The sequence below is a fragment of the Nodosilinea nodulosa PCC 7104 genome (assembly GCF_000309385.1).
GTDB classification, from domain to species: Bacteria; Cyanobacteriota; Cyanobacteriia; order Phormidesmidales; family Phormidesmidaceae; genus Nodosilinea; species Nodosilinea nodulosa.
The window spans coordinates 138,381-151,581 of record NZ_JH976538.1 but is presented as its reverse complement, the minus strand read 5'-3'; the positions used below and the strand labels follow the sequence as shown (position 1 = coordinate 151,581).

General features: G+C 56.0%; 6 protein-coding genes. All 6 read right to left on the bottom strand.

Annotated features, from left to right (window positions below):
• Positions 1-8: 8 nt before the first annotated feature.
• Complete coding sequence (locus LEPTO7104_RS35915; protein WP_017302070.1) at positions 9-2,651, bottom strand: PAS domain-containing protein; 2,643 nt, start codon at positions 2,649-2,651, stop codon at positions 9-11.
• Positions 2,652-2,673: 22 nt separating this feature from the next.
• Complete coding sequence (locus LEPTO7104_RS37560; RefSeq protein WP_017302069.1) at positions 2,674-6,390, bottom strand: PAS domain-containing protein; 3,717 nt, start codon at positions 6,388-6,390, stop codon at positions 2,674-2,676.
• Between the two features lie 178 nt (positions 6,391-6,568).
• Positions 6,569-8,620, bottom strand: a complete 2,052-nt coding sequence (locus LEPTO7104_RS35905) for a hybrid sensor histidine kinase/response regulator (RefSeq protein WP_017302068.1) — start codon at positions 8,618-8,620, stop codon at positions 6,569-6,571.
• Complete coding sequence (locus tag LEPTO7104_RS0128910) at positions 8,617-9,021, bottom strand: response regulator (RefSeq protein WP_017302067.1); 405 nt, start codon at positions 9,019-9,021, stop codon at positions 8,617-8,619. The genes LEPTO7104_RS35905 and LEPTO7104_RS0128910 overlap by 4 nt, the downstream gene beginning before the upstream one ends.
• A gap of 14 nt (positions 9,022-9,035) precedes the next feature.
• Positions 9,036-11,852: a PAS domain S-box protein gene (locus tag LEPTO7104_RS41975; RefSeq protein ID WP_225887118.1), complete on the bottom strand. Its 2,817-nt coding sequence runs from the start codon at positions 11,850-11,852 to the stop codon at positions 9,036-9,038.
• A 737-nt stretch (positions 11,853-12,589) separates the two neighbouring features.
• Positions 12,590-12,868 carry an ISAzo13-like element transposase-related protein gene (locus LEPTO7104_RS43920; protein WP_083887205.1) on the bottom strand — a complete coding sequence of 93 codons (279 nt, stop codon included), beginning with the start codon at positions 12,866-12,868 and terminating at the stop codon, positions 12,590-12,592.
• Between the last annotated feature and the right edge of the window lie 333 nt (positions 12,869-13,201).

The window sequence follows — 13,201 nt, the reverse complement described above, 5'->3', positions numbered from 1 at the left end:
GGTGCAAATCATGGACAGTGCGATGCGGCCAGCGCATCGCGAATTTTTTGGGAGAGTTCGGCTCTGCCGTAGGGCTTACTCAAGAGCTGAATTCCGGCGTCTAGTCGGCCATGGTGGACGATGGCATTTTCGGCGTAACCTGAGGTGTAAAGCACGTTTAGCTCCGGTCTGAGCTGTCGGGCCAGGTCAGCTAGCTCGCGTCCGCTCATGCCGCCGGGCATGACGACATCGGTAAACAGCAGGTCGATGTCGTCTCGCTGGCGCACCAGGGCCAGGGCAGTGGGTCCATCAATGGCCACCAGTACCTGATAGCCCAGATTCAGCAACTGATCGTAAGCATAGCGGCGCACTAGCTCTTCGTCTTCAACCAGCAAAATTCGCTCTGATCCCCCCACTACGGCGCTATCTACCTGGCCGGGCTGTGGCTCGGTGATACCCCAAAAGCGAGGCAGGTACATTTTAATGGTGGTGCCCTGGCCCAGCTCAGAATAGATCTTAATGTGGCCCCCCGACTGTTTAACAAACCCGTGAACCATGCTCAGTCCCAGTCCGGTACCCTTGCCGGTTTCTTTAGTGGTAAAAAAGGGTTCAAACACCCGTTCTAAATTTTTAGATGTAATGCCCAACCCTGTGTCTGATACCGCCACCATGACGTAATGCCCCGACATCACCTCCATATGCTGGTCGGCGTAGTCTTGGCTGAGGTGAGTATTGGCGGTTTCAATTGTCAGCCGCCCCTCCTGAACCATGGCGTCGCAGGCGTTGAGGCAAAGGTTAAGCAAGGCACTTTCGATCTGGGCGGGGTCTACCAGGGCAGGCCACAGATCAGCCCCGCACGCGATTTCAATCTCTATATGCTCTCCCAGCGTGCGGCGCAGCAGCCCATCCATACCGGTAACTAGCTGGTTGATATTCACAGCCACGGGGTCAAGGGCCTGGCGACGGGCAAAGGCCAATAGTTGCTGAGTCAGCTCGGCACCGCGCTGGGCGGCACTGCCAATCATTGCCGCCAGGGGCTGGAGATGGGGGTTGGGTTTGAGGCTTTCGCTGAGCAGCTCGGCGTTGCCCAAAATTACGGTGAGTAGGTTGTTAAAGTCGTGGGCAATGCCGCCAGTGAGTTGTCCAACTGACTCTAGCCGCTGGAACTGTTGCAGACGTTCTTCTAGCGCAATGCTGTCGGTGATATCTTGGAAATATACGGTTAGGCCTTCGCTGGAGGGGTAAGCCCGCACATCTAGCCAGATGTTAAAGGGCGGATAAAAGGCCCGAAATTCAACCGCAATTCCCTCATTTACAGCCTGTTTATACTGTTTCTCAAAAATGGTGCCCACCGTCTCTGGCAACGCATCCCACAAGCTGTTACCTAGCAGCTCGTCCCGTTGGCGCTGTAATAGTTGCTCGGCTCGGCGGTTAAGGAAGGTGAAGCGCAGCTCGTGATCGAGGGTAAAAAAGGCGTCGGTGATGCTTTCTAGGATAATGTTGAAGCGATCGGCGATCTGGCGAGCCTCAAATTCAAGCTGTTTTTGATTGTGGATATCGGTAGCGGTACCGTACCACTTGACCGTAGTGCCAGCGCCGTCGCAGATGGGGAGGGCTTGGGCCAGGTGCCAGCGGTAGTCACCGTCGTGGTGCCGCAGACGAAGCTCAAAGCAGTAGGGGCGGTTTGTCTGCACCGCCCTATGCCAAATCGCTAGGCAGGGAGCGCGATCGTCGGGATGCAGCAGCGTCAGCCAGGTGCGGCTAGGGTAGAGGTTGGTTTTAGAGATACCGGCGTAGCTATGCAGGGTTTGGTTAGCATAGTTAACGATGCCATTGGGATCGGCGGTCCAAACAATGAGGGGCATGGCATCGGCCAGCTGGCGAAATCGCTGCTCACTGCGCTCTAGGGATGCTTCGGCCTCCTTTTGGGCCGAGATGTCTTGAAAGGCCCCTTGAACCGCCACAATTTCTCCCTGGTCATTGCGTACGGGCTGACCAATGCAGCGCACCCACACCCGGCGCTGGCGGGCGGTGATAATTTGCAGCTCTTCGTTAAAGGGCAGGCCGGTTTCAGCACAGGCGGTATAGGCAGTGGCGATGCGATCGCGGTACTCCGGCGCGTAGAACTCAATGCTCTGGGCTACAGTGAGGGTAAACCCCGGCTCCACCTCGTGGATGCGGCATACCTCCTCAGACCAGCGCACCGTGGGAGCTTGGAGGGGCACCAGCCAGCCGCCTAGGTGACCGACCTCGCTAGCAATTTGCAGCAGAATCTGCTGCAACCTGAGGGCCTCATAGGAGTCGCTAAGCGCCCGCTGGGAGTCGCTGACCTGTTTGATATACCGCAAAATGGCCAGGGTAAGGCCACCGGTTGTAACGATCGCCAGGGCTGCTATCAGCCGAGCGGCAATCAGGTAGAGAAGGTTGATGCTTACCGCGGGGGATGGCGATACAAAAAAGCCCGCCACCGTTAGGCCTAGACTGGCAAGGGTAACCATCACCACCCAGCGATTGCTGCGAGAGCAGCCCGCTGCCGCCACAAACAGCGAGTACAGGCTAGCGTGGCCAAACCCTAGGGGTGTTACGGTATCAGTGGCAAACACCATCGCCAGCCCAGCGAGGGTGAACCCTTTGGCCAAGCGAGGCGAGAGAATGGGAACTAGGTAGGTCATAGCGGTACGGCGAAAAAATATTTCATGCTGAGCCTCCGGTGAGGGCTTGACGAATTTTGTGGGCCAACTCGGCCCGCTGGTAGGGTTTGGGCAGCAATTTTATGTTGGCCTCTGGCCCCTCCTGGTGGATCAAGGCGTTCTCGGTATAGCCAGAGGTGTACAGCACCCGAAGATGGGGTAATAGTAAGTGGGCCGCAGCGGACAGCTCTCGGCCATTCATGTCGCCGGGCATGAGCACGTCGGTAAACAGCAGATCGATCTCAGGTTGCTGTTGCAGCATCTCTAAGGCTATCGGGCCGTTTTCTGCGACTAAGACCCGGTAGCCCAAACTTTCGATCTGCTGCCGGGCGTAGTCTCGCACTAGGGCGTTGTCTTCGACCAGCAAGATCAGCTCTGAGTTACCCTCATAGATGAACGCAGCGGGTTCAGCATTGCCTTCTATGGAAGGTGTTTGGCGATCGCCGCAGCGGGGCAGATAGAGCCGTACGGTGGTGCCTGCCCCTGGCTCGGAGTCAATGGTGACATGGCCGTTAGACTGGCACACAAAACTGTATACCATGCTCAGCCCTAGCCCAGTGCCCTTGTCTTTGTCCTTGGTGGTAAAAAACGGTTCAAACGCTCGACTCAGCAGATCGGTCGCCATGCCTACCCCGGTATCTGACACGGCGATCATGATGTAATCACCGGGGGCTAGGTTGCCCGGGCGATCGCCGCCCTGGGAGGCTATGGAAACCTGGTCCGTAATTAGGGTAAGGCAGCCTACCCTGCCCATGGCATCGCGGGCGTTGATGCACAAATTGAGCAGGGCACTCTCTAGCTGGGTAGCATCCACCAGTGTGGGCCACAGGTGGGCATTGTAGCTACAGTGCACCTCAATCTGCTCACCTAGGGTGCGGCGCAGCAGCCCGTGCATATGGGCAATCAGCTGGTTGACATCTACAGGTTGGGGGGCGAGGGATTGGGGGCTGGCAAAGGAAAGCAGCCGCTGGGTGAGGTCAGCCCCCCGCTGAGCGGCATTGCCAATCATATCGGCCAAAGATTGCAGCTGGGGCTGAGGGCCTAGCTCTTCCACCAACAGCTCAGCGTTGCCCAAAATTACCGTTAGAAGGTTGTTAAAGTCGTGAGCCATGCCGCCAGTTAGCTGACCAATCGCCTCCATTTTTTGGCTTTGCATCAATTGGGCCTCTAAGTTCTTTTGCTCGGTCAGGTTGAGCATGCCGCCAATCATGCGGATTGCCTGCCCCTGGGCATTGCGTATGATATAGCCGCGATTCAGGACATAGGCATAGCTGCCATCTTGGCAGCGAAAGCGATATTCATCTTTCCAGCTAGTGACATTTTCCCCTAGGGCCTTCTGTATTGAGGCCAGCACTCGCGGGCCATCTTCCGGGTGCAGACGGCTGTGCCACCATTCACCTGAGGCATTGAGGTCGGCGTCGCTGTAGCCAAACAGGGTTTTGAAGCTCTCGCCACGCCAGATGGTATTGGCGACAATGTCCCAGTCCCAAATGGCGTCATTGGTGGCTTTAGATACCAGCCGAAACCGTTCTTCGCTGGCCCGCAGGATGGCCTCGGCAGCTTTTGTATCTGTCACATCCATCACCATGCCCGATCGCCGGATGGGGCGACCAGCGGCGTCGTATTCCACGTTGCCCCGTTCGGCCAGCCAGCGAATCTCTCCATTGGGTCGACAAATGCGGTATTCTGTCTCTACAATGCCGTTCGATGCCTCAGCCTGGCGTTGATCAGCCAGTAGTTTGGGGCGATCTTCTGGTAATACCCGCTCCAAGAACTGCTCAAAATTCTCAATTTGATGGTCGGGGGGAAGACCAAAAAGTCGATAGGTACCTATTGACCAAATCAATCGATTTTTGGGTATATCCGTAACCCAGCTCCCCATCTGGCCGATGCGTTCAGCGTTGATCAGCAGGGTGGCTTGTTGGTTCAATCTAGCTTCGGCCTGGCGACGTTCGGCCTCAGCATGGGCCTGGGTGGTGACGTTTTGCAGGGTGCCAAACATATGCAGGGGAGTACCGCTGGGGTCGTAGGTAATCTCGCCCAGCTGGTGTAAATAACACACATTGCTATCGGGACAGATCCAGCGGTGCTCGTAGTCTAGACAGGTGCGTTGGTCAATGGCTTGCTCAAACTGCTGCATGACCATTTCCAGGTCGTCGGGATGCACGTATTGCAAAAAGTCTGCGCAGGTTAGCATCGCCTGCTCGGGCGCAATCCCCGCTGCTTGTTTACAGGCCTCTGACCAATGCAGGCGATCGTTGACGATGTCGTACTCCCAGCTGCCCAGGGCGGCGATCCGCTGGGCAGTTTGCATTTGGTGGTGGCTTTTTTCCAGCGCTGCCTGGTTGGCTATCCGCTCAATCACCAGGGCCAGCAAGGCCGCCACCGACTGCACAAAATAGGTATCGTCTGGTGAAAACTGCTGGGAATGACGAGAGTAGACTTCCAGCACTCCCCAGGGTCTGCCCTGCACGCGGATAGCCACGCTCATGCCGCCGACAATGCCGTAGTCCATGAGCAGAGGCTTTGGACTAAAGCGGGTTTCCTGACGTAGATCATTGACGTATATGGGATCGGGCGATCGCAGCGTCAACCATTCTTGGGAGGCCTGATCGAGCTTTACGGTGACGGGGACTATGCTCTCAGAATGCCAGCCCACTCCGGCCACAAACTGGAGCTGGCTGCCACCCTCGGTCAGTTCTAAAACGGTGCAAAACTCCATGCCTAGCACCGCCGCCACCTGCTCTGAGGCCTGCTGCAAAATCGGCCCTGCCTGCTCGGCCCCCGTGGCCACCAACCCCAGCTGAGCCACCGCCTCCTGCTGACGAATGCGGGTGGTTAAGAGCGCCTCGGCCTGTTGGCGTTCGGCTTCTAGCTGCACCTCTTCGCTAATATCGAGCAGGCTGACTAGCACCAGGCTAGACCCGTTCTGCAAGTCAGGAAATGTGATTTTTACCCAGACGTGTATCAGCTCCCCGGTTACGGTGCGCAGGGACATTTGGTTCTGAAACGTCGGTTTGCCGAGGCAAAAGGCTGTCAACTCTGTCTTAAACCCCGGCAGGGTATCAAGGGTCGAAAACACCGCTTCCAGGGAGCCGAGAATGTCTGCTTTGGTCTGCGCCTTGAAGATGTCTAGGGTGGCCTGGTTGACGTCTAGAATGCGCACCGCCTGCATGGCCAGGGTGACAAACTCGGGATGCTGGTCAATGTAGGTAGCAAAGTCGGTTACCCCCTGGCGCTGGAGATCGCACACCAGGGCAATAACCGCCGACCAATCTTCTTCCCACAGGGAAATCGGCACCTCCTGAAAGATCTTTTGATAGCGCTGGTCTTGCCGGGCTAGGGTGTCTAAAGCGCCCGCGGAAGAATGAGTTGGGGCGATCGTCTGTTGCCTACGGTGGCGCTCAAGGGCGCAGCCCACGGCCCTCCAGATTTCAGCGATCGGGGTTTGCCCTTTAATCAAATAATCTTGAGCCCCAGCCCGCACCGCCTGTAGGCCCAGGGAGGTCTGGGCCAGACTGACCAACACAATCACTGGTAAATCGGGAGCCTGACCCTGGAGATCCTGGAGCGCATCTAGCCCTCCGGTATCTAAGGCCGTAAGATCGAGCACCACGCTATCTACAGGGTGGCCAGCAGCTATATAGACTAGGGCTGCATGCACATGATCTAGGGCAATTATTGCCAGTTTGGTGGCCGTAAGGCCAGGCAAGGATGCCATCTCTGGGGGATTACCAACCCAAAGAATCTGGCTAACTAGTTGTCCAATCATGTGACGCCTTCCATACTTCTCCATAGATATGAGCTACTAGCCCAGCATGCCCCCACGGGGGGGGATAACTAACCCTCTCCCCCATCATCGCAAGCCAGAGCAACTGGAAACGAAACTCGTGAGAACCTTAAAACTGGGCGTCTAGTACTTGCCGCACCTTTTGGGCTAGGGTCGATGGTGTAAAAGGCTTTTGCAAAAAGGCCGTACCAGCCTCTGAAACTCCGTGGTGAATGACGGCATCGGCGGTATAGCCCGAGAGAAATAACACCTTGCAGTCGGGGCGACTCAGGGCCAGGTGTGCGGCCAGTTCGCGGCCTCCCAAGTGGGGCATAACCACATCGGAAATTAGCAGGTGAATGGGGCCTTGCTCTTGCTCGGCCAGATGAAGGGCCTTGCTGCCGTTAGCAGCTTCTAGCACCCGATAGCCGCAGCGCTGCAAAATGGTGATTTCGAGGGCGCGCACGGCGTCTTCGTCTTCGACCACCAAGACGGTTTCAGTGCCATAGGGGAGGGCGCGCGATTGCTCCACCACCCGCTCCTGGGGCATTGGCTCAAGAACCAGCGGTAGGTAGACTTTAAAGGTTGTGCCCTGGCCTACAGTGCTCTCTACCGTAATATAACCATCTGATTGCGCCACAATACCGTGCACCGTCGCCAGTCCCAGGCCAGTGCCTTTGCCCACCGCCTTGGTGGTAAAAAATGGCTCAAACATTTTGGTCTGAGTCGCCGCATCAATGCCGCAGCCGGTATCCTGCGCCGTCAGCCGCACGTAGTCGCCAGGGGACAGGTCGGCTACGGTACGGCAGTAGGCCTCATCTAGAGTCACGGTCTCGGTGGCCAGGGTGAGGGTACCGCCCTGGGGCATGGCATCGCGGGCGTTAATTGCCAGGTTCATCAACACCTGCTCGATCTGGCCGGGGTCGGCCTTGACTTGGCCCAGGGTAGGGCTGAGGTGGGTGGTCAAGATCACATCTTCACCAATTAGGCGGCGGAGCATGGCCTCGGTATGGCTAACTACTGTGTTGAGGTTAAACACCTGGGGCTCTAGCACCTGCTGGCGGCTAAAGGCCAGCAGCTGGCGGGTCAACGTACCGGCCCGTTCGCCCGCTTTGTGAATTTCGCCTAATGTCTCCCCTATGGGGTCGTTGGGAGCTAGGCGGCTCTGCAAAAGCTCGCTGTAGCCCTTGATCACCGTGACCAAGTTGTTAAAGTCGTGGGCAATGCCCCCGGCCAGGCGACCGATCGCCTCCATCTTTTGGGCCTGGCGATATTGCTCTTCGAGCTGCTGCTTTTCGGTCACATTGCGAGCCTGCACTAGGCAAGCGGGGCGGCCCGAAAAGGTTAGCCTGTAGGCGGAAATTTCAACGTTGATAATGTCACCGTTTTTTTTCTGGTGTCGCCAAATGCCCCGCTGCTCCAGCGATGGGCTTGACTGAGCCAGCATCTTTAGTAGGGCGGGCACATCCTCGGGGGGACGCACATCTCGAATGGTCATGGCCAAAAACTCGTCGTAGCTGTAGCCGTACTCAGCGATAGCGGCCTCGTTGACGGCTAGATAGGCCAGGGTTTCGCGATCGTAGACAAACAGTGGATCGGTGACAGCTTGAAAAAGTTGGCGATAGCGAGCTTCGCTGTCGCGCAGGGCGGCCTCAGTACGCTTGCGTCCGGCAATTTCGGCCCCCAGCCGTCGATTAGTCTGCTGTAGGCCCTCGATCTTGTTCTCTAGCTTGCGAAACAGGGTCTCGCTATAATCCTTAAGCTGGGCATTTTCTTCGATCTGCGGTAGGCGCACCGAGAATTGATCCGGGCCTGAGGAAGCCAGCAGGGCCGTAATTGGGGTCATCAAAGCCTCGGGTTCAGCGGGCTTGACCACAAAAGCATCGGCCCCCAGATCAAGGGCCAGGCGCTTATCTTTATCGTCGGTGTAGGTGGCGGTGTAGACCATAAAGGGAATTGCCTTGAGCCGATCATCGGCCTTCCACTGGCGCAGCAGAGTGTAGCCATCCATCACCGGCATCAGCAGGTCGGAGACGATGAGTACAGGGGGCTGTTGCCGAGCTTTGGTGAGGGCTTCGGCTCCGTGGCGGGCTTCTTCGACGGTGTAGCCGTGGCCCTGGAGCAGCATGCGTAGCAGATAAAGATTTTCGGCGTTGTCGTCAACAATCATCACTTGGCTCATGGGGCAACATCTCCCTGGGAGACATCCCCTTGGGCAACAGGCAAAAACCGCTCCACCTCCTCCCCAAACGACTCAGGGTCAATGGGCTTCTCAATGTAGCCTTCGGCTCCAGCAGCGAGGCATTTTTCGCGATCGCCCATCATGGCGTAGGAGGTCACGGCCACAATGGGGATTGATTGGAGCTGCGGGTCGCTCTTTAGGGCCTGGGCTACGGCGTGGCCATCCATGCCGGGCAGCTGAATATCGAGCAAGATCAGGTCGGGGTGTTTGGCGGCGGCCATTTCCAGCCCTTGGGGTCCGGTTTCTGCCTGAAGAATGGTGTACCCTCGCGTCTCCAGCAAAAACTTTACCAGATAGCGGTTTTGGGGGTTGTCTTCAATCAGCAGAATGGTTTTTTTCATAGTCCATTTATTGTCTACAGCGGCAGAATCACAATAAAAGTGCTGCCCTTACCCCAGGTGCTTTCGGCTTTAATCTCGCCCCCCATGAGGCTAATTAGGCGGCTGCAGATGGCTAAGCCCAGGCCTGTGCCTTCATGGTTGCGAGCTAGCCCCGAGTCAATCTGCCGAAAGGGTTGAAACAAGGATGGCAGATCCTCGGCTTTAATGCCCATGCCAGTATCAGAGATTTGCAGGCGCAGGGCCATAGAGCCGGTAGCCGCTGACGGATGGTCTTCAACTAATGCTGCGTTGAGGACAACTTCGCCACAAGCGGTAAATTTAATGGCGTTGCTTAGCAGGTTAAGCAAAATCTGCTCAAATCGGCGCTGGTCAGTGACGGCTTGGCCCAGGTTAAAGGCCACCTCAACGCGCAGGTCTAATGCTTTGGTGTCGGCTTGGGGCTGTACGATCGCCACTACCTTGGCGATCGCCTGTTGCAGGTCAAAGGGCTCACGGGCCACCTCTAGCTGCCCCGCTTCGATTTTTGAAATATCGAGCACGTCGTTGACCAGGGCCAGCAGGTGGCGGGCGCTGGTGCGTACCATGGCGAGCTGTTTGCTCTGCTCGGCGTTGAGCGGCCCGGCTAGCTCCTGCAAAATGATGCCGGTAAAGCCAATGATAGAGTTGAGCGGTGTGCGCAGCTCGTGGCTCATGGTGGCCAGAAAGGCTGACTTGATGCGATCGGCGGCTTCAGCGCGGTGACGCTTCTCGCGCTCGGCCTCAGCTTGCAGACGAGCAGTCATGTCGGTGCCGATGCTGAGAATCTCAACCACGTTGCCATCAGCATCTAGCTCAATGCGGTTTGTCCATGCGACCCAGACGTGCTGGCCATCACATCGAACATTCTCGTTGATGTTCTGCTCAAAGGCGCTGGGGTTGGCGCAGATATCCTCCATCAGCTGTTGCAGGTCACGCCCGCCGCTTTCGGTGGGAGGCACAATGGTATCCATTACATGGCGGCCGATAATTTTTGCGGCGGTATAACCAAAAAAGCGCTGGCCATACTCGTTGAGAAAGGTGATATATCCCTCGGCATTCCAGCGGAGAATAATGCTGTTGGCGTGCTCCACCAGTTCGCGATACTTGCGCTCGCTCTCGGCCAGCTGCGCTTCGGCCCGCCGCCGTTCTGATATATCAATACCCACCCCCACCAGGCACCAGGTATTTTCAAACTGAACCCGCTGCCCAGTAAAAAAATAGGGGGTCGTGGTGCCGTCTTTAGAGACAAAGTCGGCCTCAATGAAAGACTCCCCGTCGGTAAACACTTGCCCAATGCGCTGCTCTAATCTTGCTCGATCGGCATCCGCAAAGAAGTTGAGAGGGTGCATGTGGGCAATCTCGTTGGCGGAGTAGCCAGACACTCGCTCAAAGTTTTGGTTCCAGCGCAGAAAATGTCCCTCGGTGTCGTAGAAGTAGAGAATGCCGGGCATGCTCTCAATCATCATATCGGCAAAGTGCATTTCGTCGCGCAGAGCCTGCTCGGCCTGACGGCGGGCTTCGTCTTGGGCAAAGGCCTTAATAGCGAAGGAGAGATCGCCAGCAGCCTCTGTGAGTAGGGCAACCTCTTTGTCTTGGAAAATATTGGGCTGCGCGGCATAGACGTTGAGAACGCCCACTACCACCTCGTTCAGCCAAATCGGGAAGTGGGCGGACGCCCGAAACTTGCCGTGGGCCATCGCGCCGTGCCAGGCGCTGGTTGCTGGATCGTTGAGAGCATCGTTACAGATGTAGGGCTGATGCGATCGGAGGGCTATAACAGCCAAGCTAACCGACAAATCAGAGGTGGGGTAGTGATTATCCTCGCCAGCCATTAAGTTACCGTCGTCGCCATAGACGGCCATAGGTCTTAGCCCGTCGGTGTCAGAACGGTGCCACCCAATCCACGCCATACAGAAGCCGCCATCATCTACCAACGCCTGGCATACCTTTTGGAAGAGTTTGTCGCGGTCGGCAGTCCAGACAATAGCCTGGTTGATTTGGCTGAGAGCGGCGTAGAGTCGAGACATGCGGGCAATCTCGCGATCGCGCTCCTTCAAAGCAGTAATATCTCGCACAATGGCCGAAGTCCCGAGAATGCTGCCTCGGCTGTCCCTCAGCGGTGATGCCGCAATGGATACGCAAATCAACTGCCCCGCTTTGGTGTGCTGCTGGGTCTCTAATCGCTCAATGCGCTCACCCCGCTGAATCTTATCCAAAACCAGGGTTGCCTCATGCAGCTTGTCTGCTGGATACAGCTGCACCACGGGGGTACCGATGATGTCTGCGGCGGTGTAACCGTATATCCCCTCTGCCCCAGCATTCCAGCTCGTGACAATGCCGTCGATGTCAGTGCTAATGATGGCATCGGACGTCGATTCAACAATTGCCACCATGCGATCGCGGTAGGCCTGGGCTTGGTGGCGATCGTTCAAGTCGCGAATCATTCCCAGCACAGTGCCATCGGGCATGAGGGTAGCAATCACTTCCGCCGCAAACACCGTGCCGTCTTTGCGGCGAAACTGCCACTCGCGGTAGTGATCGCTGCGATTGTAAATTTCGCCCAGAGCTAAATCGATGTGGGAGACCTCGCTCTGCACCACAATATTTGAGGCGTGGAGACCAATAAACTCCTCGTGGCTATAGCCAAACATCTCGCAAGCGCTGGCGTTGGCATTGAGGTGGTAGCCCTCAGCATCAGCTACCACCACGCCTACCTGGACATAATCAAAAAGAGTACGATAACGAGCTTCGCAGGCCTGTAGTTGCTGGGCTAGAGCGGCCATAGACGGCGAGGAGGAGGAGGGCTGCGACATAGGGATAGAATGCCCTTGGAGGTTGTAAATGATATAGAACTGCTGAGCTTACCCTGTCGTAATCAACGATCTTAGCCTTTAGCAACTCTAAGTCCGCTCACTTTTCGGAAGGTTTCTCAGACCCTGACCCCAGTAGGATGTAAATCCTCAACTCCCATCAGCCTCAATTACCTTTTAGGTCTATAAAACTCCCGGTCACCCAGCACGAACTGGGTAGAGCGTAAACTTAAGCCGCCGTTGTTAAGGGCTCATGTTACTCATGTCAGCCTGCCCTTATAGTTTCCAATAGACGGGTAAGGCGTGAGTCAAGGTACTAGGACAAGAAATAACAGAGGGAGCAGAAAGCTAGAGCTAGAGCTAGAGCTAGAGGAAATTTGACAAGATGAAGGAAGAAGAGAGGAGCTAGAAATTATCACACCCCTAGCATCCACGCCTTTATGAACAAGAATACCTGAATTCAAGCTGCACTGCACCCCCATCTGCCCTGGCATAAAGCCCCGCTGGACTTCTTAGCACTTTTCCTAGTGGGCTCGTTTCGAGTGAAAACCGTCAATTTAGATTGCTGCGAAGAAAAAATCATCCGTCCACTAAGCCAGAGTAGGGACAATTTCACCGAACCTCTTTTCAGCCCTGGCAACTGTTGCAGGTTCGTTTCGAGTTCTACCATAGTGCTTTGGGTCAGTTTAATGCCAGTCTTGTAGGTCTATGTGACCCGGTTGACCGTTGGATGCTTGCCTTTAAAGGTAAGGAATTCTGCGAACCGGGTGACTGTTTCCACCGAAACTAACAGGCTGCCTCGCCAGTACTACTCCAGCCAGCCAAAGGTGCACTCTACAGAAATTATATTTGCTGTGATAGGGCGGATAATAGACCAACTGAATCATGATCTGCGCCCGCCGGGCTAGATCCACTAATTGGGCCATGAATTGGGTGTGTCGAGAATGATTCTCCAGGTCATCATCGGCGTTAATCACCCAATGATAAATATGGGGGAAGCGGAATGTGTCAACAAAAATGAGACAGAAACTAAAAACAAATTAGTGTGGAACCGCCTGGCTGTTAGGAGCTGCTATCGGTGGATTGATCCAAACGGCATTGGGCACCACGGGTGGAGTGGGCGGATGATGGACAAAGCGCTCAGGATGGGCGAGATAAGCCGTGTTTAAAACGGCTTGTCGTTGCTGAGTGACGACGTCAGCTTGGCCAGCGCTGGAGACGCACTGAGGTGACGCACTGAGGTATGGAACAGGAGCCACAGCAGCTAGTCAACGCCGAGGGAGCTTCATTAACAGTGGAGCAGGCGATTGAGAACCTGCGCCAGACCGTTGATACGGGACTACGCTACTATG